This window comes from Sphingobacterium sp. UBA5996, assembly GCF_002429765.1.
Classification (GTDB): Bacteria; Bacteroidota; Bacteroidia; order Sphingobacteriales; family Sphingobacteriaceae; genus Sphingobacterium.
On record NZ_DJAS01000012.1, the window covers coordinates 237,276 to 262,860 of the forward strand.

17 protein-coding genes are annotated in these 25,585 nt (G+C 40.1%); 12 read left to right on the plus strand and 5 right to left on the minus strand.

Annotation, left to right across the window (positions count from 1 at the left end; translation table 11 throughout):
• Positions 1 to 13: 13 nt before the first annotated feature.
• From B3E00_RS09815 to B3E00_RS09850, 8 genes are all read left to right on the plus strand, one after another.
• Positions 14 to 3,202, plus strand: a complete 3,189-nt coding sequence (locus B3E00_RS09815) for an efflux RND transporter permease subunit (protein ID WP_293889023.1) — start codon at positions 14 to 16, stop codon at positions 3,200 to 3,202.
• Between the two features lie 6 nt (positions 3,203 to 3,208).
• Positions 3,209 to 4,654 carry an efflux transporter outer membrane subunit gene (locus B3E00_RS09820; RefSeq protein ID WP_293938322.1) on the plus strand — a complete coding sequence of 482 codons (1,446 nt, stop codon included), beginning with the start codon at positions 3,209 to 3,211 and terminating at the stop codon, positions 4,652 to 4,654.
• 371 nt (positions 4,655 to 5,025) lie between these two features.
• Positions 5,026 to 5,973 carry a sensor histidine kinase gene (locus B3E00_RS09825; protein WP_293938323.1) on the plus strand — a complete coding sequence of 316 codons (948 nt, stop codon included), beginning with the start codon at positions 5,026 to 5,028 and terminating at the stop codon, positions 5,971 to 5,973.
• Between the two features lie 8 nt (positions 5,974 to 5,981).
• The gene (locus B3E00_RS09830; protein WP_209575117.1) at positions 5,982 to 6,734 is read left to right on the plus strand and encodes a LytR/AlgR family response regulator transcription factor; all 753 of its coding nucleotides are present in this window, start codon (positions 5,982 to 5,984) and stop codon (positions 6,732 to 6,734) included.
• Between the two features lie 302 nt (positions 6,735 to 7,036).
• Positions 7,037 to 8,155, plus strand: coding sequence for an efflux RND transporter periplasmic adaptor subunit (locus tag B3E00_RS09835; RefSeq protein WP_293879290.1), 1,119 nt, complete (start codon positions 7,037 to 7,039; stop codon positions 8,153 to 8,155).
• Positions 8,156 to 8,293: 138 nt separating this feature from the next.
• Positions 8,294 to 11,455, plus strand: coding sequence for an efflux RND transporter permease subunit (locus tag B3E00_RS09840; RefSeq protein ID WP_293938324.1), 3,162 nt, complete (start codon positions 8,294 to 8,296; stop codon positions 11,453 to 11,455).
• Between the two features lies 1 nt (position 11,456).
• Complete coding sequence (locus B3E00_RS09845; RefSeq protein WP_293938325.1) at positions 11,457 to 12,872, plus strand: efflux transporter outer membrane subunit; 1,416 nt, start codon at positions 11,457 to 11,459, stop codon at positions 12,870 to 12,872.
• Between the two features lie 146 nt (positions 12,873 to 13,018).
• A complete protein-coding gene (locus B3E00_RS09850; protein ID WP_293938326.1) occupies positions 13,019 to 13,384 on the plus strand; it encodes a VOC family protein in 366 nt (121 codons plus the stop codon).
• Between the two features lie 63 nt (positions 13,385 to 13,447).
• Here B3E00_RS09850 and B3E00_RS09855 read toward each other — a convergent pair whose 3' ends face one another.
• From B3E00_RS09855 to B3E00_RS09865, 3 genes are all read right to left on the minus strand, one after another.
• Positions 13,448 to 14,674 carry a DEAD/DEAH box helicase gene (locus B3E00_RS09855; RefSeq protein WP_293879298.1) on the minus strand — a complete coding sequence of 409 codons (1,227 nt, stop codon included), beginning with the start codon at positions 14,672 to 14,674 and terminating at the stop codon, positions 13,448 to 13,450.
• Positions 14,675 to 14,874: 200 nt separating this feature from the next.
• Positions 14,875 to 16,062 (minus strand): Na+/H+ antiporter NhaA, encoded by a 1,188-nt coding sequence (gene nhaA / locus B3E00_RS09860; RefSeq protein ID WP_209574453.1) that lies wholly within the window; start codon positions 16,060 to 16,062, stop codon positions 14,875 to 14,877.
• A 535-nt stretch (positions 16,063 to 16,597) separates the two neighbouring features.
• On the minus strand, positions 16,598 to 17,578 hold the full coding sequence (locus B3E00_RS09865; protein ID WP_293938327.1) for a hypothetical protein: 981 nt from the start codon (positions 17,576 to 17,578) through the stop codon (positions 16,598 to 16,600).
• Between the two features lie 275 nt (positions 17,579 to 17,853).
• Here B3E00_RS09865 and B3E00_RS09870 point away from each other — a divergent pair, with 275 nt between their 5' ends.
• On the plus strand, positions 17,854 to 19,479 hold the full coding sequence (locus tag B3E00_RS09870; RefSeq protein ID WP_209574457.1) for an ABC-F family ATP-binding cassette domain-containing protein: 1,626 nt from the start codon (positions 17,854 to 17,856) through the stop codon (positions 19,477 to 19,479).
• Positions 19,480 to 19,613: 134 nt separating this feature from the next.
• Here the strand turns inward: B3E00_RS09870 and B3E00_RS09875 are convergent, their stop codons facing one another.
• A complete protein-coding gene (locus B3E00_RS09875) occupies positions 19,614 to 20,600 on the minus strand; it encodes an endonuclease/exonuclease/phosphatase family protein (RefSeq protein ID WP_293879305.1) in 987 nt (328 codons plus the stop codon).
• A gap of 203 nt (positions 20,601 to 20,803) precedes the next feature.
• On the opposite strand from B3E00_RS09875, the gene B3E00_RS09880 reads away from it, so the two are divergent.
• The 3 genes from B3E00_RS09880 to B3E00_RS09890 are packed head-to-tail and all read left to right on the plus strand — an operon-like array spanning position 20,804 to position 24,112.
• Complete coding sequence (locus tag B3E00_RS09880; protein WP_293938328.1) at positions 20,804 to 21,979, plus strand: glycosyltransferase family 4 protein; 1,176 nt, start codon at positions 20,804 to 20,806, stop codon at positions 21,977 to 21,979.
• On the plus strand, positions 21,967 to 22,968 hold the full coding sequence (locus B3E00_RS09885; protein WP_293879309.1) for a lysylphosphatidylglycerol synthase domain-containing protein: 1,002 nt from the start codon (positions 21,967 to 21,969) through the stop codon (positions 22,966 to 22,968). Before B3E00_RS09880 ends, B3E00_RS09885 begins: the two co-directional genes overlap by 13 nt.
• A complete protein-coding gene (locus B3E00_RS09890) occupies positions 22,955 to 24,112 on the plus strand; it encodes a glycosyltransferase family 4 protein (RefSeq protein WP_293879311.1) in 1,158 nt (385 codons plus the stop codon). The genes B3E00_RS09885 and B3E00_RS09890 overlap by 14 nt, the downstream gene beginning before the upstream one ends.
• A 38-nt stretch (positions 24,113 to 24,150) precedes the next feature.
• Here the strand turns inward: B3E00_RS09890 and B3E00_RS09895 are convergent, their stop codons facing one another.
• Entirely contained in the window at positions 24,151 to 25,380 is a 1,230-nt protein-coding gene (locus B3E00_RS09895; protein WP_293879313.1) for a sterol desaturase family protein, read from the minus strand.
• Between the last annotated feature and the right edge of the window lie 205 nt (positions 25,381 to 25,585).

Sequence of the window (25,585 nt, forward strand, 5' to 3'; positions counted from 1 at the left end):
TAACAGAAAACACATGCTTAAGAAATTTATCGAAAGACCTGTACTTGCTACCGTTATCTCCATTTTACTTGTCATATTGGGAGTGATTGGTATCCTTAAACTGCCTTTGCAGCAGTTTCCCGATATTGCACCGCCGGCGGTGCAAGTAACGGCTTTATATCCTGGGGCAAATGCCGAAACGGTGCTACGCGCCGTAGCCCCATCGCTCGAAGAATCCATCAATGGAGTGGAAAATATGAGCTATATGAGCTCTACCGCTAGTAATGATGGTTCGTTAATGATTACGGTATATTTTAAACTGGGCACAGACCCCGATCAAGCGGCCGTGAACGTTCAAAATCGTGTGGCTCAGGCAACGAGCCAATTGCCAGCTGAAGTTGTACAAGCCGGTATCACCACCGCTAAACAGCAAAACAGCTTAATCATGGTATTGGACCTTTACACGGAAGATCAGAGTAAATACGATCAGACCTTTATTACCAACTACGCACAGATCAATATCATTCCCGAACTAAAACGGATACCGGGGGTTGGACAGGCGCTTCCATTTGGCGGTAGCAAAGACTACTCCATGCGTGTATGGCTCAATCCAAACCAAATGGCGAACTATAAATTAACACCTGAAGAGGTAATGGCTGCCATCCAGGATAAAAACGTAGAAGCTGCTCCTGGTAAATTCGGCGAGAACAGTCGCGAAGCATTCGAATTTGTTATCAAATATAAAGGTAAACTCAATCAACCTAGTGATTACGAAAACATTATTATTCGCTCCAATACCGATGGTTCTGTACTAAAACTAAAAGATGTAGCTCGGGTAGAGTTAGGATCTTATACGTATGCGAGTCATACCCGTATCAACGGTAAAGCAGGATTAAACATTGGAGTCATGCAACTGGCCGGGTCAAATGCAAACGAAATTCAGATTGCAATCCAGGAATTTATGGAAAAAGCCTCTTTGAGTTTTCCCAAAGGTGTCAAATACCTTGTTTTATACAATACAAAAGATGCGCTTGATCAATCCATTGACCAAGTTAAGCATACACTTGTTGAAGCATTTATACTGGTATTTTTAGTTGTCTTTTTATTTCTTCAGGATTTTAGATCGACATTAATACCCGCGATTGCTGTCCCCGTAGCCATCGTGGGAACATTTTTCTTCATGCAACTCTTTGGCTTTTCCATCAATCTGCTGACCTTATTTGCACTCGTCCTTGCCATTGGTATTGTCGTCGATGATGCAATTGTAGTCGTAGAGGCTGTGCACGCCAAGATGGAACATGAGAACTTACCCCCTAAATTAGCGACAACCTCTGCCATGAGCGAAATCACCGGGGCAATTATCTCGATTACATTGGTGATGTCTGCCGTATTCCTTCCCATCGGCTTTATGGAAGGTTCTACCGGAGTGTTTTACCGACAATTTGCTTTCACGTTAGCGATTGCAATCGTTATTTCAGCAGTGAACGCCTTGACACTAAGTCCAGCGCTATGTGCACTGTTCTTAAAACCAACACATCACGGTCTTTCGAGTTCCAGAAAACTTAATTTTAAAGAACGCTTCTTTGCAGGATTCAATGTTGGGTTTGAGCGGTTGACAAAAAATTATTTAGGTAGTCTACGCTTCTTGATTCGTTATAAATGGGTTGCATTTTCGGGATTAGCAATTACCCTGCTTTTGACCGTCTTTATGATTCGTAGAACGCCTACCGGATTTATTCCATCTGAAGATCAAGGATTCATTGCAATATCGCTGTCTATGCCAGCAGGTGCTTCTTTAGATCGTACGTCAGGAGCATTGGCCGAAGCAGAAAAGCAACTTCAACATGCTGATTTTACCAAAACGTTAAATGTACTTGCCGGATTCAATATTTTGACACAATCTACAAGTCCATCTGCAGGTGTTGCATTTATCCTCCTCAAACCACACGACGAGCGTGGTAAGATAAAAGACATCAACGCTATTATGACCGATGTCAATCAGCGCTTGGCAAATATAAAAGGCGCAAATTTCTTTGTCTTTACCTTCCCTACTGTCCCAGGATTCAGTAACGTAGATGGTCTGGACATGGTATTACAGGACAGAACCGGCGGACAACTTGGAAAATTCAGTGGCATAGGCCAAAAGTTCATTGGCGAATTGATGAAACGTCCTGAGATCATGATGGCCTTCACAACCTTTAAAGCAGATTATCCACAGTATGAGCTCCAAGTGGATGATATTAAAGCAGAACAACTTGGCGTAAGCACAAAAAGCATATTACAGACCATGCAAGCCTATTTTGGTAGTGCTCAAGCCTCAGATTTTAATCGCTTTGGAAAGTATTACCGTGTGATGGTGCAAGCCGATGCTAAGGATCGAAGTGAACCAACTTCGATGGACGGAATTTTTGTAAAAAACAGATCAGGAGACATGGTTCCCATCAATACATTAGTAAAATTAGAACGTGTATATGGTCCGGAAACAGCATCCCGTTACAACCTATTTAATTCGATTGGAATAAATGCGATACCAAAACCAGGATATAGTTCGGGAGATGCTATCCGTGCGGTCGAAGAAGTTGCGAAACAACAATTGCCTACTGGGTTCACTTATGAGTTTTCAGGCATGACCAAAGAAGAAATTGTCTCTGGAGGTCAGTCCACATTGATTTTTATCCTTTGTCTGATATTTGTTTATTTCCTACTTGCAGCACAGTACGAAAGTTATATCATTCCATTAGCGGTTATTCTCTCTATACCTACCGGTATATTTGGAGTCTTCGCGGCAATTAGCTTCACTGATATTGCCAACAATATCTATGTACAAGTCGCGCTTGTCATGTTGATTGGTTTATTGGCTAAAAATGCGATTTTAATTGTAGAATTTGCTATCCAGGGACGTAAACAGGGGTTATCTATTCCTAGTGCAGCACTGAAAGCAGCACGGTTACGGTTGAGACCGATTATCATGACTTCGCTGGCATTTATCGTTGGAATGATTCCAATGATGACTGCTGTTGGCCCATCGGCTCAAGGAAATCACTCTATCAGTATTGCCGCTGCGGGCGGTATGTTTACTGGAGTCGTTTTAGGTCTTTTTATTATCCCAATACTCTTTATTTTCTTTCAATTTATACAAGAGAAAATAGGACGCGCTCCGCAACAAAAACAGCGTGAACTGGAACAAGCTTCGTTGGAAATACCCGTGCACACAAACAATTAGTACATCATGACAACATCTAAATACACAAATAGTAAAGCAAAATTACTGACGGTTTTGATCTTATCTTTTGTCGCATGGTCTTGCAAAACAGAGAAATTGGTCAGCAACCAGCATCTTGCGCCGAACTTACCAGAACAATACCGCGAGCAGATTAACGCGCCGCAGGAAACTAGTATAGGCTCTATTCCATGGCGTGATTTTTTTACGGATCAGGTCTTACGAACCTTGATCGATAGTGCTATACAACATAACTTAGACATGCAACTGGCACTGAAAAATATAGAAGCGTCTCAACTGAGCCTCAAACAAGCAAAGGCAAACTATCTTCCCACGGCCCAATTACAGATCCGTGGAAATAGCACTAATCCGTCCAATAACAGCATGAATGGATTGAGCCTAGGGCAGTTTTTAGGCCAACATCATGTGGAGGATTATACAGCATCCTTAGGTTTATCGTGGGAAGCCGATATATGGGGTAAAATCAAAAACCAAAATATCGCCGCTTTAGCTTCTTATCTGCAGACAGAAGAAGCTAAAAAAGTAATCCAGACCCAATTAATTGCACAAGTTGCTCAAGGCTATTATCAACTTCTTATGCTTTATCAATTGCGTGATATCGCCAAAAAAAACTTGGAATTAAGTGATACAACCTTACGTATCGTGCAGCAGCAATATGAAGTCGGTGACATTACCCTGCTTGCTTTGGAACAAGTGGATGCGCAGCGATTGGCCGCCGCCGCCTTAATTCCTGACTTTGAACAACAGATCCATATTCAGGAAAATGCTATTCAGACTCTTAGTGGAAAACTTCCACAGGAGATTCAATTAACGCAGAAATTGTCGAACATTCAATTTCCTGAAGACTTAGCAACGGGTATCCCAGCCGATTTGTTAAGTCATCGTCCCGATGTCAAACAAGCGGAACTCGCTATCACGGCTTCACAGGCTTATCAGCAATACGCAAAAGCGCGGATGTATCCTTCTTTGGTCATTAGTGCTGAAGCTGGTGTAAATGCATTCAAGGCAAGCAATTGGTTTAACTTACCTGCGTCGTTATTCGGTGCAATTACAGGAAGTATTACACAGCCGATTTTTCAGCGTAAGGAACTGAAAACCCAGTATGAACTGGCACGTGTTGAACAAGAAAAGAACGTCTTGATTTTCAAGCAAAAAGTAATCTCAGCTGCTGGGGAAGTAGCCGACGCGCTAATTTCAATTAAAAAATTGAAAGAAAAACAACGGATTACATTGGATAGAACCAACCGGTTGAAAGAAGCTACAAAACATGCGAACCTTCTATTTGAAACTGGAATGGCCACCTATCTGGAAGTAATAACGGCCCAGAGCAACATCTTACAAAGCGAGCTTGAGCTCGCTCAGGTGAAAAAAGCGGAGCTTGCTGCTGTTGTTGATCTTTATCGGTCCTTAGGCGGTGGATGGAGCAATAATTAAGGCTTTAAACAAGCATTTTCTAATTTTATTTATACATATCTGGTAGATGGGGACCCTAGGGTCCCCTCTTTTGTGTGCTACAACAATATACGGCTGAGTTCATCAAATTGATATTTCAGTAGGGGCTTTATACGCTTCAGCAGAAATTTGTCGTCTAATACTAAAAGAAATTACAAAATTTGTATAGATTTCACCTAGAAATATAAGTTAAACGAATGCGGGATATAACGATCTATAAAGACGAGAATAATCTAATTAGTAAAAATAAAAAAAGGCTGATATTCACCTTTCTTTCCTTTCTGCTCATTTATTTGGTCGCATATATTATAGATCCTTTCTCGAGTTGTTGGAATGGCTATTTTCAAAGAAACATGTTCGAAATACTCGGGGAGTGGACTTTTACGATCATCTACAGCTTTATCATATCCGAATTCAGCATCATTGTCCATGACAAACTTGACAAGTTTTTAACTTGGAAAGATAGCCCGACGGAGCGACTGCTACTTGAAACCGTCATCAATCTCTTGACGGTATTATTTATAAACTTACTCTTGGAGTACCTCATCTCAAAATATTACGTTGGTCCCCAAAATGTTACTATAGCACCATCGTTGGAGGAAAAAAGGGGCATGATACAAAATATTACAATTAGTGTTTTGATTGCGCTCATGATAATGGGTATCAATATCGGTAGTCATTTGATCACCAACTGGAAAAATGAATCCATGCGTGCCGCTAAGCTCGATCAGGTCATTCTAGAAACAGAACTTCAATCGTTAAAGTTACAAATCGACCCTCATTTTGTATTTAATAACCTGAGCGTACTATCAGAAATCATTCTCGAAGACCAGCAATCAGGTTACGAGTATGCAGAAAACTTCTCCAAGATATATCGCTACCTTCTTGTCAATTCTAAAAAAGATATTATCTCACTCGAAGAAGAGCTCAATTTTCTAAATTCATATATATTTCTTATCAAAAGCCGATTTGGCGATGGAGTTAACTTCGAGATAAACGTTAACCCTGCCAAACGCAATTTCCAATTGCCACCGCTCACCTTGCAGTTATTGGTAGAAAACGCTTTAAAGCATAACCAGACAAATAAGAAAAAACCACTGAAAATCAAAGTATATACCAACGCCCGCAATCAACTTGTTGTTGAAAACATATTAATTCCGATTGAGCGTGTCTCCGAATCATCTGGAATCGGGATTTCAAACATCATTAAAAGATACGATTTGCTTTCAAACTTAAAATTGCAAATTAATAATGATGGAAAAACATTTAATGTAATCCTCCCACTTTTAGCGCAAGCATAATGAGTATAATGAAAGTACTAATCATCGAGGACGAAAAACTCAATGCAGATCGTTTAAAACGACTTTTGAAGGAAATTAAGTCATCCATCGTTATCTTGGATGTATTGGATAATATCGCTGATAGCATCAACTGGTTTAATAGTAACGAGCTTCCGGATCTCGTGATGATGGATATTCGCTTATCCGATGGTTTAAGCTTTGAAATTTTAGAAACCATAAAAATAGACTGCCCAATCATATTTACGACTGCATTTGACGAATATGCGGTGAGGGCTTTTAAATTCAATAGTATAGATTACTTGCTCAAACCTGTCGAAAAAATAGAACTGGAAAATGCCGTCCAAAAACTCGATCATCGGAAAGATCTGCTGATTAACCAACAACCGCTTCAAGGTTTACTGGATTTTATCTATCCGAAAGATTTTCGCTTGCGTTTTCTAATCCCTTTCAAAGACGGTTTTAAGACCATCCTCGTGGAAGATGTATTATATTTCTACTCAGAATTTAAACTTACCCATGCCCAGCTTAAATGCGGCACGGTCGAAATCGTACCGCAAACCATGGAAGAACTCGAACAGCAATTAAATCCGAAAGTATTTTTTCGTGCCAATAGACAATTCATCGTGCACATAGATGCCATCAAGAGATTGCACAATCACTTTAACGGAAAACTTAAAATAGAAATGAAAAATAACGACGAAGTGGAAATTCTTGTGAGCAGAGAAAAAGCGCAGCTCCTGAAAAATTGGTTAGACTATTGATAGCGGATATAAAATACACTTAAGACCAATCAAACACTATTATTTTTCTGCATCTGCTTGATGGTCAAAACTGACCTATCCCCTTCTTTTGCGTGAAAGAAAAAATTAGCTTTCCTTACGCAGAAGAGCAAACATTAATCCATCGCGTAATTATCTTCAGCAAAAGCAGGCTATACAGCTTTAGGTCTTAAAATTCAGATCATCACTTTGACGGTTCAGTAAGCAATTGTAACGTCTCAGTCTATTTCTATGCCTAGCGGCTTTGAAGTTTTGTTTTCTTTGCCTCATTATACAATGATAAAATGGCACAAAGAACGATGACTTTAAAACATTTCCTTACACTTATTACAGCAGTAACATTATTATCGTCCTGTGGAAGCAATCAGGAACAACCGCAAGAGCAAGCAGTTACTGTTGACTTTATGACATTATCTCCGACCCAGGCTGAAACCGAAAAAAAGTACCCCGGCTCGTTAGAGGGAACTGTCAACGTCGATATCAAAGCGCAGGTAACGGGGTATCTGGAACAAATTTATGTCAAAGAAGGTGACTATGTATCAAAAGGACAAGCGTTATTCAAAATTAAAGCTGATGTCTACAACGAACAGGTAAACAACAGCAAAGCGGCCTATCAGGCGGCCTTATCAGCCGAACAAAACGCTAAAGTGGAGATCGAAAAAATTAAACCACTTGTCGAAGGTAAAGTGTATACTGAATTACAATTAAAAACTGCAGAGGCAAATTATGCCGCAGCAAAAGCACAGGTAGCGCAAGCACAGGCTGCACTGGGTTCGTCTCAGATAAATGCCAAGTTTACGCTGATCAACGCACCTGTAAGCGGCTATATCGGCCGGATCCCCAACCGGATCGGAAATTTAATTACCGCAGCAGATGCGACACCATTGACAACGTTATCAGAGATCAATACTGTAAATGTCTATTTTTCATTAAGTGAATCCGACTTCATCGCCTTCATCAAAGATCAAAATAAAAAATCTTCTCATCAGCAAGCAACACTATTACTCGCGGACGGAACACGCTACAACCACGCCGGAAAGGTAGAGGTAGCCAGTGGCAACATCGACAGAACAACCGGAAGCATGGCACTGAAAGCAAGTTTCATCAATCCTGAAAAAATTCTACGTTCAGGTGGATCGGCGAAAGTAATCTTAAAAAAAACGCATGAAAACGTATTATTGATTCCTATGGCCGCTGTGAAAGATATTCAAGACCGCTACTTCGTTTATGTTATTGGCGAAAAGAACAAAGTTTCTATGAAGCAGATTGAAATTGCAGGAAATACCGCCGATGCCTATTTACTGAAATCTGGTCTGAAGACAGGTGAAAAAATCGTTATGAACCGAATTGACGTGCTTAACGATGGCATGCAGGTTAAACCATCTCAGAAAACCAACATGTAACAAGGTTCGCCGTCCATAACGAGAACGGAGCACTGAAGATTTCTTTTTATGTATGCCTTGGAACAATCCCGGCACAGCAAATTCAGTATTCCCTTTTTAAAAAAATGGTACTTAAAGCTTTATAAAATTCAAACTAAAATGCTAAAAAAGTTTATTGACAGGCCAGTTTTGGCGACTGTTATATCGATCATATTTGTCATACTAGGGGTAATCGGTCTGTTTAGGCTACCTCAAACGCGATTCCCAGATATTGCTCCGCCGACGGTACAGGTTACCGGAAGCTATCCGGGAGGAAATAGCGAAACCGTATTAAGATCGGTAGTTACCCCGCTTGAAGAGCAAATCAATGGTGTGGAAGATATGGAATACATTACGTCTACAGCTAGTAATGACGGTACGTTCTCGGTACGTGTTGTCTTTAAAGCAGGTGTAAATCCAGATCAGGCAGCGGTAAATGTACAAAACAGGGTACAGCAGGCCACTCCCATCTTACCACAAGAAGTTGTACGAATGGGATTAACGACCTCCAAGCAACAAAATAGTATGATCATGATATTCAATATCTATACAGAAGATAATAAAAAATATGATGAACTATTTTTACAGAACTATGTGAACATCAACCTGATCCCACAAATCAAACGCGTACCCGGGGTCGGGCAGGCTATGGTATTTGGTTCCAAGGACTATTCGATGCGTGTATGGTTGAATCCGCAGAAAATGGCGGGTTATGGACTTGTACCACAAGAGGTTATTGCTGCAATTTCCAAACAAAGTTTGGAATCTGCACCTGGAAAATTAGGGGAAGAATCAAAAGCACCACTTGAATATGTCATACGCTATAAAGGGAAAAAGAACCTTCCGGAACAGTATGAAAACATTATCGTTAAAAACAATGGCGTCCAGATCGTTCGTTTAAAGGATGTCGCACGTATTGAATTTGGATCAATAAGCTATAGTGGTAATTCGCAAAATAACGGCCTCAACACCGTTACCATTGGTATATTCCAGACATCAGGCTCCAACGCCAATGAAATTGAGATCGGGATCGATAAACAGATTGAAATAGCACAACGCTCTTTCCCTCCTGGGATCAAGATTTTTAAATTGATCAGTACCAAAGAACGCTTGGATGAAAGTACGGCACAAGTACGTTCGACATTGATTGAAGCCTTCATTTTGGTTTTCCTCGTTGTATTTTTGTTCCTGCAGGATATACGGTCGACTGTTATTCCAGCAATCGCAGTTCCCGTAGCTATCGTAGGTACTTTTTTCTTCCTGCTGGTGTTTGGCTTTACCATCAATATATTGACGTTATTTGCCTTAGTACTCGCCATTGGTATCGTTGTCGATGATGCAATTGTCGTTGTCGAAGCAGTACATGGAAAGATGGAGACTTCCAATTTAACCGGTAAGCAGGCTACCCATAGTGCCATGAGTGAAATCACAGGAGCTGTCATCTCCATTACCTTGGTGATGTGTGCAGTTTTTATTCCCATTGGATTTATGACAGGTTCATCGGGCATGTTTTATAAACAGTTTGCCTACACCCTTGTTATCGCCATTGTGATCTCTGCGATCAATGCCTTAACTTTAACACCAGCACTCTGCGCATTATTGCTTAAAAATACGCACGCCGAAAATCACGATGGGCAGACGCCAAAAACAGGATTTTCTCAACGTTTTTTCAAAGCGTTTAACGCTGGCTTCGAAAACATGACTAACCGATACGTTGGTTCATTAAAATTCCTGGCAAAGAAAAAATGGATTTCGGCACTTTTGATTCTAGCTACAATTGGCGTTGCGGGATACCTCATGACAAGCACTTCCAAAAGTTTTGTACCGATGGAGGATGATAACTTTGTTGTATACAGTTTGGAAATGCCCCCAGGAACGGGACTTGATCGAACTACAAAAGCAGTAGAAAAAATCGAAAAACTACTTGCCGATATCCCTTCTATTGAAAGCCATACAAGTATTACTGGATTCAATATGATCGGCAACAACTCCAGCGCAGCCTATGCAACAGGATTTATACGCCTGAAAGATAAAAAGAAACGTGGTGAAATGAACGATATCGATCAGATTCACCAAGTGATCTCGCAAAAATTATCCAGTGTCAAAGAAGGTAACGCAATGGCCTTTCGCTCCCCTCCTGTTGATGGTTATGGTATGATGAATGGCGCGGAACTCGTTTTGCAGGACAGAGCTGGTAAATCGCCGGTAGAGCTGAAAGCAATGTCCGACTCCGTTATTGCGCAGATTATGAAACAACCAGGGGTGCAGCTTGCCTATACCATGTTCAGAGCAGATTATCCACAGATGGAGTTAGAAGTAGATGAAGACAAAGCTGCCCAACTTGGCGTAGATGTCAGTGAAATGCTTTCGTCCGTTCAAACTTACTTTGCGGGCGACCAATCATTGAATTTCAACCGCTTTGGAAAATTCTATCGGATAGCAGTAAAAGCAGACGGTATTTATCGAACTGATAAAGAAGCCTTCAACGAAATATTTGTCAAAAATAATCTTGGCCAAATGGTTCCCGTGAATACCTTGGTTACCCTTCTTAAAGTATATGGCCCTGAATCGGTAACCCGTTATAATTTATACAATTCACTCACGATAAACGTGGTTAGTACGCCTGGTATTAGTAATGGTGCGATCATGGAAACATTGGAGAAAAATGTATTGACCAAGTTACCGGGAGACTATAGCTACGAATGGACGGGACTTAGCTTGGAAGAGAAGTCTTCGGGCAATCAAACCGTACTTATCCTAGCATTAAGCTTACTATTTGTATATTTCTTACTATCAGCACAGTATGAAAGTTATTTATTGCCCCTTGCCGTCCTGTTATCAATCCCAACAGGTATGATTGGCTCTTTCCTAGGAACACGTGCTATTGGATTGGACAACAATATTTACGTCCAGGTGGGCTTGATCATGCTTATCGGTCTTTTGGCAAAAAATGCCATTTTGATTGTTGAATTTGCTTTACAGCGGAGAAGAGCAGGCTCATCACTCATTGATTCGGCCCTTGAGGGAGCAAGAGCGCGTCTGCGACCAATCTTGATGACTTCACTCGCTTTCATTGCCGGTATGATACCGCTCATGTTTGCTACCGGCGGAACAGCAACGGGTAATCATTCCATCAGCACGGGAGCAGCAATGGGTATGTTAAGCGGAGTAATCTTTGGGGTAATCATCATACCATTGCTGTACCTGGTGTTCCAATATTTGCAAGAAAAAGTTTCGGGTAACAAGCTTACGGACAATACAGTACACAATACAAACGATTAAAATGAAAAAATTTCATCACTATATAACAACTTTCGCAGCCAGCGCCCTTTTATTGTCCTCATGCAGCGTGGGGGAAAAATACACACGTCAAGAGATGGTGCTGCCCGAAAATTTTAAAAACAGCGCGGTTGTCCTGACGTCTGATACGCTACAGCTATCCTGGGGCAAATTTGTAAAGGATCCCTTGTTGACATCACTCATTGAGAAAGCATTATCTAACAATACAGACGTCAATGTTGCACTTCTCAATATGCAACAACTAGCACTCGCGTACAAACAGTCTAAGAAAGGGTTACTGCCGACAGCTGACTTAAGCATTGGAGCGAATAGAACCTGGTTATCGAGCAACTCCTTAAATGGCTCGCTGAGCGATCAATTTATAGGAACGCCCTATATGGACGATTATAGCGCCATGCTCAGAATCTCTTGGGAAGCCGATATCTGGGGAAAGGCAAGATTGCAAAAAGAAGAATCCATGGCTAACTTTTTTGGCCAAAAGGAAAACTTATCGGCTTTGAGAACTCGGATTATTGTACAGGTCATCCAGTCCTATTATAATCTAATCGCTTTGGATGAGCAGCTTAAGATTGCACAAAAAAATGTTCAACTGAGCGATAGCACGCTTCGTATGATACGTCTGCAATACAATTCATCAGTGGTCAGTTCGCTTGACGTAGAGCAAGCAGAAGCACAGAAGAAAACTGCTGAATTGTTAATTCCCCTAGCCTATCAAAATATGGAAGTTGAAGAAAATGCACTGAGCATTCTTTGCGGAAGTTTCCCTGCGCGCATGCGACGTACAGCAAGTTTAGATGATACCATTGTTGGCGATGGACTTGCCACAGGAGTACCGGCCGAACTCTTGAGCCGCAGACCTGACGTCAGAGCTGCAGAATACGCCGTTGCTGCAGCCACAAGCAGAATGGGGCTAGCCAAAGCTGCGATGTACCCTTCTCTCAGTTTGACACCCTCCATTGGAATAAACTCCATTCAATTTAATAAATGGTTTGATCTACCGGGTTCGATCGTAAAAACAATAGCCGGGAATATTGCACAGCCAATTTTTCAGAAAGGTGCTTTAAAAACAAACTATGAAATATCGGTTATCGAACGTGAGAAGATAGCTTTGCAGTTTAAACAGGCGGTTATGGTCGCTGTTTCAGAAGTTTCTGATGCCTTGGCGAAAATTAAACACACAAAACAGCGACTTCAGCTCATCCATGCAAAATCAAATGCACTTGGCAAAGCTACTACTGATGCAACATTGCTTTACAAAAGTGGAATGGCAAACTATCTGGAAGTGATAAATGCGCAAAACAACGCCCTTCAAAATGATTTGGAATGGATTACAGTAAAAAGGGAAATGCTAAATGCGACTATAGATCTTTACCGTGCACTGGGTGGAGGAACAGATTGAATTGTGAAGAAGACATGTTGAAAATAAAAATGCGTATCATTTTCAGCAAAGCCTTATATTTATCAAACGGTTTGGCTTTTGATTCCCAACCCGTCAAAATAGATCGAACAATTTATTATACATTACATTAAATAGATATTTCCGTTATGAACAATACCGATACTGAAAACAAATTTGTTAACCAGCAGATCCAATACCTTGAGTTTGTATCAAGTGACCTTGAACTTGCCAAAGCATTCTATACGAAGAGCTTCGGTTGGGAGTTTACAGATTACGGACCGGAATATACATCTTTTGGAGGAAAATATGTTGACGGTGGCTTTACGCTCGGCACCCCAGTAAACGGCAGCATTCTTGTCGTTATCTATGCAGACGATCTGCAAGTTACGCGCGATCAGGTTATCCGTGCCGGCGGCACGATATTAAAAGATATTTTTAGTTTCCCGGGCGGAAAAAGATTTCAGTTCCAGGATCCTGATGGATATGAATTAGCCGTGTGGACGATAGAATAAAAATATACATTTCATTATAAAGCCCCCATGTTCTTCTGATATGGGGGGCTTTATAGTTTAAAACTAAGCCTTTTTAGCTTTCTGATGATTTTTATTTTTATTCCTACTGAAACGCTTCTTCTTATTTTGCGGATTTTTTTTGCCAGGGTTGTAAGTAGGTCCCACTTCGAACCCATCCGGCAATGGTAGCTGTTCAATCGGGTAGCCTATTAAATTCTCAATCTGAGCAAAACGATTTTGATCTTTCTCATTGACAAAAGTAATAGCGGTTCCCGTGGTCGCTGCCCGAGCGGTACGCCCGATACGGTGAACATAGTCTTCCGGGTCTGGTGGAACATCATAATTAACGACCAAACTGATCCCCACAACATCGATACCACGAGAAATCACATCGGTCCCTACCAATACCCGAACTTGACGAGAACGGAACCTGCCCATGATATCTTCCCGTTTTGACTGTTCGAGATCCGAATGGAAACCCTCGGCATCAATTCCTTGCTTCTGTAATTCCTGAGCAAGAAGTTTGACCGTAGTTTTTTGGGATGCAAAAATAATAACCGATACATAGTTCGGATCCTTCAATATGGATTTCAGGAGCTCCATTTTTTGTTGATCATAGACAAGATATACACGTTGATCTATTCCTTCCGAAGGTTTGGAAATGGCAATATTGACTTCCACAGGATCTTGCAGGATTTTTCGGGCAAAGGACCTGATTTTCACTGGCATAGTTGCTGAGAACAAAAGCATCTGCTTTTTCTTCGGCAGATAACTTACAATACGTAAGATATCGTCTTGAAATCCCATATCCAGCATGCTATCGGCTTCATCCAACACAAAGTGCTTTAAATGAGTGAGATCAATCTTCATGGAGGTAAGATGGCTTATCAACCTTCCTGGGGTGGCTACAATGATATTTACCCCCTCTCGTATAGCGCGCTTTTGCTGCTCGTAGCCCATACCGTCGCCCCCACCATAGATGGCTATGGATGTTGCACCTGTATAATAAGACATGCCCATAATTTGCTGATCGATTTGCATAGCAAGCTCCCGGGTCGGAACAAGGATAATAGCAAGAATGGATTCCCTTGAATCCCGTGCTATCGCATCGAGGATCGGCAACATATAAGCCGCTGTTTTACCTGTACCTGTCTGTGCGCAGGCAATCATATCTTTTCCCTCTTTAATAATCGGGATGGTCTGTTCTTGGATCGGCGTAGCCTCCTCAAACATCATACTTTCTAAGCCTTCTCCCAAAGCTGGAACAAAGCCAAATTCATCAAATCTCAACGTATTGTTTTTATTGTTGTGCCCTAAATTACTAAATCTAATTCATAAAAGTCTAAAATTAATACCTATAGCTCGTTATCTTATTCCAAACAACGTCGCCATGGGACTAATCCACGCGGATAAATAGGGATGAAGTTGAACAAAACAATTGTACTGCCCATTATTGTAAGCCAGACATAGGACTATTTTTGTAGATGAAATTAATCGGTAATTTGATTTTTGTTTGCAGATGACACGACACTCAAAACAGTATAACCGAGCAAGCCTGCGCAAAAAGAAGCGATCAGCACGGCAAACTTTGCTTCCTCAATTAATATGGTATCATCAAAAGAAAGTATGGAAATAAAGATGGACATCGTAAAACCTATTCCACCCAATAATCCTACACCAAAAATCTGCTTCCACCCGGCTCCTTCAGGTAATTGTGCAATCTTCAGTTTTTTAGCAATGAAACAGATCAAGAATATTCCAATTGATTTACCAGCGATTAGACCTAGGATAATACCAATACCCAATTTTGAAGTCAACCCACCAATCATTTCGCCATGAATTGGAATCAGTGTATTTGCAAAAGCAAATAATGGAATGATAATGAAATTGACAGGCTTGGCCAACAGATGCTCCAGTTTTTCCAGCGGAGATTCTTCCGCGTCTGGTGTTGTTGGCAACGTCATGGCTACTAGTACGCCCGCTATTGTAGCATGAATACCAGAATGGTGCACAAAGTACCATATAAACAGTCCCGGAATTAGGTAAGCCCAGATGGCCTTAACACCCAATTTATTCAACAAAATCAAAAATAGAAAGATACCTATAGCAATAAATAAATAGGTCGCATGAATACCATTGCTATAAAAGATCGCAATCACCAATATAGCAAGTAGGTCATCAACAATGGCCAAAGCAGCCAAGAAGATCTTAAGACTGGCAGGAACTTTATTTCCAAGAAGCGTGATAACGGCTAAAGCAAATGCAATGTCTGTTGCCATGGGGATACCCCAACCATGCACAGTCGAGGCGCCCTGGTTCAATGCAAAATAAATAATAGCAGGCAGAAGCGCACCGCCAATTGCAGCTAATATCGGCAGGATTGCCTTACTCGGTGATGAGAGTTCGCCTTCCACAATTTCGCGCTTTATCTCGAGTCCTACCAACAAAAAGAAAATAGCCATCAAACCATCGTTGAGCCACAATAACCACGAATATTTTAAATGAATTTGCCCGCTATTAAAACCTACCTCCTGATTGAGAAATTTCATTACACTAGAATACAATGGCGTATTTGCTACGATCAAAGCTAGAATAACACAAGAAAAAAGGATAATTCCGCCCGCAAAGCTGGATTTTAAGAATTCCCTAAAGACAGTTAAATTGATAAGTTTTGACATGATTGAATATCTAAAAAATGCTCACAAAGGCTCACAATATACGATTTTACGGCCATTTATGGAATATACCTCCTATTAATGCGCATTCTTATTAAAGGGTTAACGAGTAATTATCTAAATTTTATGAGCAATAAATGAGCCGAGCACTTGAAATAAAAAAGATATCATGGTAAGATGTTTGTTTTATCTATTAAAATTTATAAAAAGCGCAGTGATTTTACTAAATTAATTTGACTTTGTTGTAAAAAATACTTAGCTTGCTACTATAGTTAATAAACCGTTTATTATGTGCAAGAAGTGGATTTTCATGGTGCTTCTTTTCGTAGCAAATTTTACATATGCGCAGACGACAGAGGATAAAACCCAACATTCAGGTTCCCATTACATTATTTTAGCAATAATCGCTATTATTGTCATTGTTTATATATTGTACAGGAGGCAAAAGAGGAAATTTAATGAATAAGGNNCCTTATTCATTAAATTTCCTCCCATGTATCTCAAATCCCCTACCGATCTTTCAATACCTACCAAGCCCTTAATGCCGAATTGGCTCATTGGTTTGCGCTAACCGCTGCGATCCAGTATTCGCTGGACAAGCAATATCGTCCGTTGCGTCGTACACGAGTTTCTTCCCATTCAACTTTGCAATTAATTCCTGTGGGACATACACCTGCACTTTTGTCATTGAATACCCGCTTGGAAAATAACGGACATAATAACCATCGGGATGAAGCGTCCAAATTCCACTTGGCACATCCGCACGAGGTTCGGCCATACCGGCCATTATTGCATATTGTTCAAAGTCTGCATAGGAGTAATTTCCCGAAGATACCAATTGTCGAATATTATTTTCCGCTTCAAAGATGGTCTGAACCGCTGGAGGCATCTGGTCTTTGGCTTTTTGGACAACATCAAATGGCAACACACCGAGAGCCCCACCTTCCAAATGCAAAATTTGTTCAGCGGTTAGTAACTTTAAGGCTGTCTCTTTCACCGACCCCGAATAATCAATAAATTTAGTCTTCGCAATAATTGTCCACAATAACATCTGTATGTCCGACTGTGCTACTTCCGGGTGCTTTTCAGCATTCTTTAAAATGGCAATGACTACCTCTCTCTTTTTGCCCAGTGTAGGCGCATACATATAACCGTCGCCTTTTGAAGGTGCATAGGTACCCGCTTTCAAACAATAGCTCTTATTGGTCATTTCAAAATGTCCGGCTTCCAATATATAGCCATCACTTCCATTTCTTTTTAGATTTTCTAACGGTTTGTAAACTGCCGTATTTTGAAAATCGGGCATTTGCTCCCCTTTCCTATCGACATCTTCAAAACTAGTACTGATAGCTTCCGGTTCTTTCAGCAACTTGTCCAGCCCCAGCATCTTGCTTCCCTTTGAAGCAACAGCTTTGCTCGCTTTGTCTAATAGCCCTCCAAATTGAGCCGAGGCTCCTTGAGTATGAAAGATAAATGCAACAGCGAGGATAAAAACACTTTTTATTCTATTTCTTTTCATAATTGATTTCATTTCAGCTCTCGTCCACAAAAAAGAAGCCAATTTAAACCACGAGCACTATAATTTGCAATTTATCCATTCAGTCGCATCGCAGCATATTGCGTTCCACATTTCATTTCAATGATTGTATTCCAGTCAAAAAAAATTCACCGGAGACTATTTTTCCATAAGAGCTGTAAAAAGCTGATTTTTGTAATAGAATTATCTTAAATTTCTCCATATAACTGATGCCCTTGAATAGTTAAAAATACAATATTTAAACGTATCTTTGCAGCATGATTAATGTGTCAAATCTCTCGCTTCGTTTTGGTAAACGTATACTATTCGAAGATGTCAATTTAAAATTCACACCTGGAAACTGTTACGGTATTATTGGTGCTAATGGAGCAGGTAAATCTACTTTCCTAAAAATTATCTCCGGGGAGGTTGATCCTTCGACAGGTTCAGTGGCATTCACCCCGGGTGAACGCATGTCGGTATTAAGCCAGGATCACTATGCTTTCGATGAGTTTACTGTTCTTGAAACTGTTATGATGGGTAACCAAGAGCTTTACAAAATCATGAAAGAGAAAGATGCCATTTACATGAAAGAGGATTTCTCCGATGCCGACGGCGAACGTGCCGGCGAATTGGAAAGTCTTTTTGCCGAAATGGATGGCTGGAATGCCGAATCCAATGCTGCAACTTTATTGAGCAGTTTGGGGATCAAAGAAGAACTACACTACAAGTTGGTTTCTGAAATCGACGGTAACCAAAAAGTCCGCGTGCTCTTAGCGCAGGCATTATTTGGCAAACCTGATATTTTGATTCTGGATGAGCCTACCAATGATTTGGATATTAATACCATCGCGTGGTTAGAGGACTTCTTGGCAAGTTATGAAGCCATTGTTCTTGTGGTATCCCACGACCGTCACTTCTTGGATGCAGTATGTACACATACAGTGGATATCGATTTCGGTAAGATGACAATCTATACGGGTAACTACTCGTTTTGGTATGAATCTTCTCAATTGGCGTTAAAGCAACGTTCTGATCAAAACAAGAAAATGGAAGATAAAGTGAAAGAACTTCAGGAATTTATCCGTCGGTTTTCAGCAAATGCTTCTAAATCCAAACAAGCTACTTCTCGTAAGAAAGCATTGGATAAGATCAATATCGACGAGATTAAGCCGTCTAACCGTAAGTATCCTGCCATCATGTTCAATACCATGAATCGTGAACCGGGAGATCAAACGTTACATGTAGAGGGATTGAGCAAAACAGTCAATGGCGAGGTATTCTTTAAAGATATCACGTTTATGATTAATAAAGGTGATAAAATTGCTGTGCTAGGTCCAAATTCACTGGTTACCACCGCATTCTACGATATCCTGACGGGTAGAGATACCGATTTTGGCGGTGAATTCAAGTGGGGTGTTACGATCACTCCTGCCGATATGCCAATTGAAAATGCAGAATTCTTTGAAGGTAAAAATGAAAATTTGGTCGACTGGCTCAGAAACTATACCACTAACCCAGAAGCAGACGAGCAATTTATACGTGGATTTTTAGGAAAAATGTTGTTCTCCGGTGAAGAAGTTATGAAGAAAGTATCTGTACTTTCTGGAGGAGAAAAAATGCGTTGTATGTTCTCTCGCATGATGCTTCAGGGCGCCAACTTCTTAATTTTCGATGAACCGACCAATCACTTAGATTTGGAATCCATTACCGCATTAAACAACGGTATGTCTGATTTTAAAGGGTCAATGTTGTTCACATCCCGTGACCACGAATTGACTGAAACGGTTGCAAATAGAATTATCGAATTGACACCAAAAGGTATCATCGACAAATTGATGACTTACGATGAATACATCAATAGCGATGTGGTAAAAGCGCAACGTGCAGAAATGTATAAATAAGATAATTTATCCCAATTTAATAAAGGCTCCATAATTTATTTTATGGGGCTTTTTTGATGGGCAATAAAAAAGCACTGAAGGGCTCAGTGCTAATCGCGATTGATAGAAAAGATTTGAGAAAGTGCTGTTTGTAATTACTGAAATGAAGATTTGACCACGCGCCAGCCCAACTGTACGGAGACAGCACAATGATCAGATAGATCCTGCCCGCGTTCGTTCTGAAAAAGCCTTTTTTGAACTTGATAATTCTTAGCCTCAAAGAGTAGATGATGATCATTGCGGTAATAAATCTTATCAATTCCTTCGCAATCTTCTGTCAATTCGAGCGCTGATTTAGCTTCAAAATCAGCCTGAAGATGAGGAATAATACCCTTATTCCGCAAGCTTACCCAAGCATCTACCAAACCTAAGTCCTGCTGAAAGGATCTGATGTTATCCAGCTCGTCTGCATAGTGTGCATTGAAGTCACCCATAATCAAAAGAGGTCTTCCAGCCGAGTACTTTTTAATATAGGTTTTCAACTGATTAATATTCTTCTGCCGGGCAACAGTCGCATTCTGATCATCCTGAGCTGTAGCATGTACATTATAAACATCTATAAATACTGCTTTGGCCAATTGAATTCGAGCATAAGAAAAACCTTTAGGAGTGAGACAATCTGCACCATTACAATCGGCCCAAGCTACGCGCTTAAATTCAACAATAGGGTATTTTGAAAGCGTACTTAGGCCATCTCCAAAAGGTACTCCACCCATGTTTGCTGTGCGGTAACTGTGTTTATTTTCACTGTAAAGAAATTTGTTATAATTAAAGTCTTCTTGTACATTGACTATGTCAAATGCATTGATTCGTTTTCCGATGGACCTAATACTTGAAGAACGCTCGGCTACAGCACTGGAAAGCAATTCAGGAAGACCAGCGATGTTGTATGTTAACAAATTGAGCCTTCCGTAAACCGCTTCCGGCATGTCCGCATACACCAAATTACTAAGCTTCGGTTGATGTTTAGGTTTCAACTTAAAACCCAGTATAACACCAGCAGACGCACAGATAAACAAGAGGAGAATCTTTCGAAGATCCTTCGGTCTGATTTTTCTTTCGAACAATAGATTTAATAACATGGGCAGAATATTTTGTTCCTTACAAATCTACCCTAACAACATTAGCTTAGTTCTCATTTACAATTAACTTTCCTTTTAATAATTATACACAAATCATTAAAAACTAATAATTTATAAACACTATAATGACAAAAGATTAATACCGCCATAAAGTATGCATTAAAGCTTTCAGCTATTTTTATACAACCCCTAATAAGAATAACATGAGAAAGGTAGCATTCTTTACAGAAATACTCGTTGAGGATTTCGACGGAGCATCACGGACAATGTTTCAACTGATCAACCGTATCGATCAGCTGAAATTCAACTACTTCTTTATTTATGGTGGTGGCCCGGTACAATTTAGAAATTTTCAATCGTACAAGGTACCTTCATTCAAAATACCCGTCAATGACGATTATTGCCTAGCTATTCCACAGCTTATCAAAAAGAAACTTGAGCTCGCTTTAGATAAATTTGCTCCGGAAATAATCCACATTGCAACACCTTCCCTCTTAGGTTTCTTTGCCCTAAATTACGCCAAACGGAAGGGTATCCCCGTACTTACCATCTACCATACACACTTCATTTCATACATTGCCTATTATTTTAAAAATGTCCAACCATTGGTCAAACCAACGGAAAAATGGATAAAAAAAGCAATGAACAACTTTTACAATAAATGTGATATTGTTTATGTCCCAACCAAATCCATTCTAAATGAGTTGCGACAAATCGGTTTACAACCAGAACGACTAAAGCTCTGGCAAAGAGGTATAGACACAGGCCTATTTACTCCCCATAAAAAGAATATCGCCTACATCCAGAATATCACACAGAATGACAAACCGACAATCCTTTTTGTCAGTCGTATTGTCTGGGAAAAAAATATCAAAACGCTTATTGAAATCTATCAACAAATACAGACACAAAATCTTGATTATAACTTCATTGTTGTCGGTGAGGGAACAGCGAAAACAATCGCGATGCAACAGATGCCTCAAGCCATTTTTCTGGGAAAGAAAAATCATGAAGAACTCGCGGTTCTGTATGCTTCAGCAGATGCTTTCGTCTTTCCTTCCGTTTCAGAAACATATGGTAATGTTGTTGTCGAAGCCTTAGCCTCTGGACTTCCTTGTGTTATCGCCGACGGGGGTGGTTCGGCCTCGCTAATCCAGCACGGTAAAAATGGTTTTAAGTGCCATTCTGAAAATCCAACGGCCTATGTTCATTACCTCAAAAAGATCTTGTCTGACGCTAGGTTAACAAAGAATCTCGTTACCGAAGGTCTCTTGTATGTGGAGTCCTTGGATTGGAATAGTTTATCTGCTCGCTATTTCAAAGACATTGAATTGATGGCAGAAAAAACACATACAATAGATTTGGCATGGGCAAATTAACACAACTAAGTAAACTAATCAAAGGCATCTTTCTATTTTTGGTTTTAACCTCTATTGCTATATTTTTAGCTCAAAGCAATTTAACTGCAATAAAAAAAGAACTGTCATCCGTGGGTTATCACTTCATCGTAATTCTTTTTACAACTTTTGCAGCCTATTCTTTCGGAACCTTAGCTTGGTGGATTTGCTTGGGAGCCGCAAAAAAAAAGGTCAATCTGATCGAACTCTTTGCCATCCGCCAAATCGGTGAAACCGTTGGGCTATTTAACCCTACAAGTATTATTGGTGGCGATCTATTGAAAGCCGACTTGACAACCCGCTATAACATCCCCTTAAAAGAGGGATTAAATTCAGTAGCAATATCCCGAATTACCGCTGTACTATCTCAATTGACTCTTTTTTTGATCGCTATTTGCTGGTTGATACTATCTCCGTTAAAAAATGATGTTATATCTTACGCTGGCCCCCTGGTCTATATTATCTGTATACTTTTGCTATTAGTGATGATTTTGATATTCTACTGGTTAATAGTTACAAAAAATCCTTCAGAAAACAAGGCTTCAACAGCAACAGTACTCGGAAAAGCAAAAGCACAAGTTCTGTCGCTACTTTTGACGGTAAAAGACTTTTATCGAAATCAAAATAAAACTTTCTGGTATTCTTACTTACTCTTTGTACTTCATTGGACTGTTGGCAGTCTCGAATTCTATTATATTTTAAAATTTTTGGGTACCAATGTGCAGCCCATACATGGTTTAATACTGGATATGAGTGTCATCGTCCTGAAAAGCATCGGCGCTTTCATTCCCGGGCAGCTTGGCATTGAAGAAATCGCCAACAAGCTCCTACTTAGTATGGTTGGCATTACAGGGACCAGTATTTGGCTCAGCGTTTCTTTATTACGCCGCAGCCGACAACTCATCTGGGTAGCCATCGGATTTATATTTTATCTATTCATCAAAAAGAAACCCGCACATGTCTTCATCTGAAATAGAAATACTATTTGTCAGTCATAAATATCCACCAAATGTTGGAGGTATGGAAAAACAGAGTTTCGAACTGATCAACACGACAGCACTTTATTTGAAAGTACACACTTTAGTTTACGATAACAGCGAACCACTTTTAAAATTTTTCATTCAGCTAAATCGTCGCATTTTAGTTAAAATTAAGGATAATCCCAGCATCAAAATTATTCACTTCAATGATGGATTAATTGCATCCCTAGCCTCTTTTCACAAAGGCTACAACCATTTAAAGCGTGTTGTTACAATTCATGGATTGGATATAGTCTTTCCCCTTCGTTATTTTCAACGCAAAGTCATACCAAGATTCAACACATTTGATCAGATTGTTGCTGTGAGCCAAGCTACCGCCGACGCTGCGAAATTACGGGGTATCAACCCCGCCAAAATTATTGTCATCCCCAACGGTGTAGATCCTATACAAATCTCTGCTCAAGTCAATGGTACAAAAATAGAAAGCAAACCCTACTTTATAACATTAGGACGACCTGTCAAAAGAAAGGGCTTTTCGTGGTTGATGCAGCATGTGATCCCCGCTATTCAAGGTGATTTCAAATTACTAATGGTCGGCCCTTTCGATCGCAGACCTCGATGGAAGGAATACCTCTTAGATCTCTTTCCTAGTGGAATTAGTCACCTCATCACTCTATTCTTAGGCTTTCCGACCGATCAACGTTTGATCCGAAAACTGTTGAAATCATATCCCGAAAAAATTGAACATCTTGGAAAAGTGCCCTTCGAACAACTTAAGCATCTTTTGACCAACGCTCATGCCTTTTTGATGCCCAATATTGAAGTGTTGGGTGATATGGAAGGTTTTGGGTTAGTCTGTCTAGAAGCTTCTACCGCGGGAACTATCGTTGTGGCCTCCGAATTGGAAGGAATCACAAGTGCTGTTGCACATCATTGCAATGGTCTGCTTGTAGCAAGCAAAGACGAAAAAGCATGGATTGAACAGCTCCAAGCTATTTTAGACAACCCAGTTCATTATAAAAAACTCAGCCAACAATTTAAACAAAATACTTTAGCACAATATGGATGGGATATTATGGCGAGATCCTACTGTCAATCATTTTTTGATTTATGCAACAAAACCACAAATGATTAAGCGTGCGACTTCTAAATTTTAAAACAACGTATATTGTATCAGCACCTTTCAAGACAAAGAACTTTCTTGTAATGGCTGGCTAGCCTTGTATAAAAAATCAATAGTGCTAAAACGCCACAACCCATTAATATAACACCCAAAGGTGAATAAAAAGTAAGGGCAATGTACAGCATAAATAGAAATAATCGCAGCACTTCAAGTGGAAAAACCCATCGTTCATGCTCTAGCAGTCCACCGATACAAATGACACTGCAGAGAATAAAACCGCCGCCGATAACGAGTTGTATCACTTGCTGATAATTCCCATAAAGCAAAAAGAAAAAAAGAAGGATCATCGTCAACATTGACTGAAAAAAAATATACCGGCTCAAGCCTCGTTTGTGAACTTGCGACTTAGTTCCAGCAAATATCCGTACTTCTAGCTCTTCGCGAATTTCTGGCTGTATGTCATCAGGGCGACCAAATATAGTTCGCATCTTATTTTTAAATCCTTTTGCCCGCTGAAATGATAAGCCGATTTCAAATAGATAATGAAAATGTTGCCAAAGAAAAGTGTATCGATGAATAGGCTTAGTGAGACCATAAACACAAGGCTGCTCCTTTTGTTCCGAGATAAATGTTCCAAAAAGCTTATCCCAAATAATTAGGATATCCCCATAATTCTTATCCAAATAAATTTCGTTACTGCTGTGATGCACGCGGTGGTGCGATGGCGTGACGAATACCCGCTCCAAGATTCCCAAATTCCCAACGGTCTGCGTGTGGGAGAAAAATGGATATACACCATGAACTAATAAAATAGTGGTCATCATAAAAGGTGGAAAACCCAAAAGAGGAATAAAAGCCCAAAATAGCGAACGAAAGACAGCCTGGAATATAGTAATGCGGGCTGCTACCGTAAAGTTATAATCTTCACTTTGGTGATGGACAACATGGGCTGCCCACAGGAGGTTTATCTCATGGCTGTATCGATGATACCAATACCAAAGGAAATCTGTAAAGAGAAAAAGAATAATCCAGGTCCAAAGATTAGCTTCAATATGAAATAGCGCAAAGTTTTGGTACAGCCAAACGAAAAAAAAGTAAAATAAACTCACGGAAAACATATCACACATACGCTCCACGATACCAACATTGAGATTTGAGATGGATTCATCAAAAGAATAAAAACACTTCTGCTTTTTGAGGCTATACCAATATTCCAACAGCATCAAGATTAAAAATAGTGGGATGATAAATGCCAAAAAATTAAGTTTCTCTGTATGCATGCAGTTGCTATTTTTAAAATAAAAACTCTACCTGAATTACATTTCAGAAGGAATTATCCTTTGCTTCCTAAAAAGACGGGTTCTCCTAAACTGGTTTTTATTAAACAATCAATTTTAAATCAGGTTTTTGAATTGCAAATTTTTAGATTGACGAGGCCAACCGCCGACACTACTAAACAAAAAGCAGAGTATACAAAAAAGTCCT

Coding starts and splice junctions, on each gene's coding strand:
- B3E00_RS09865 (WP_293938327.1), bottom strand. CDS start 17,578: ATGAAAAGAAATAGAATAAAAAGTGTTTTTATCCTCGCTGTTGCATTT.
- B3E00_RS09850 (WP_293938326.1), top strand. CDS start 13,019: ATGAACAATACCGATACTGAAAACAAATTTGTTAACCAGCAGATCCAA.
- B3E00_RS09830 (WP_209575117.1), top strand. CDS start 5,982: ATGAAAGTACTAATCATCGAGGACGAAAAACTCAATGCAGATCGTTTA.
- B3E00_RS09875 (WP_293879305.1), bottom strand. CDS start 20,600: ATGTTATTAAATCTATTGTTCGAAAGAAAAATCAGACCGAAGGATCTT.
- B3E00_RS09895 (WP_293879313.1), bottom strand. CDS start 25,380: ATGCATACAGAGAAACTTAATTTTTTGGCATTTATCATCCCACTATTT.
- B3E00_RS09890 (WP_293879311.1), top strand. CDS start 22,955: ATGTCTTCATCTGAAATAGAAATACTATTTGTCAGTCATAAATATCCA.
- B3E00_RS09835 (WP_293879290.1), top strand. CDS start 7,037: ATGGCACAAAGAACGATGACTTTAAAACATTTCCTTACACTTATTACA.
- B3E00_RS09845 (WP_293938325.1), top strand. CDS start 11,457: ATGAAAAAATTTCATCACTATATAACAACTTTCGCAGCCAGCGCCCTT.
- B3E00_RS09815 (WP_293889023.1), top strand. CDS start 14: ATGCTTAAGAAATTTATCGAAAGACCTGTACTTGCTACCGTTATCTCC.
- B3E00_RS09840 (WP_293938324.1), top strand. CDS start 8,294: ATGCTAAAAAAGTTTATTGACAGGCCAGTTTTGGCGACTGTTATATCG.
- B3E00_RS09825 (WP_293938323.1), top strand. CDS start 5,026: ATGTTCGAAATACTCGGGGAGTGGACTTTTACGATCATCTACAGCTTT.
- B3E00_RS09880 (WP_293938328.1), top strand. CDS start 20,804: ATGAGAAAGGTAGCATTCTTTACAGAAATACTCGTTGAGGATTTCGAC.
- B3E00_RS09870 (WP_209574457.1), top strand. CDS start 17,854: ATGATTAATGTGTCAAATCTCTCGCTTCGTTTTGGTAAACGTATACTA.
- B3E00_RS09820 (WP_293938322.1), top strand. CDS start 3,209: ATGACAACATCTAAATACACAAATAGTAAAGCAAAATTACTGACGGTT.
- B3E00_RS09885 (WP_293879309.1), top strand. CDS start 21,967: ATGGGCAAATTAACACAACTAAGTAAACTAATCAAAGGCATCTTTCTA.
- nhaA (WP_209574453.1), bottom strand. CDS start 16,062: ATGTCAAAACTTATCAATTTAACTGTCTTTAGGGAATTCTTAAAATCC.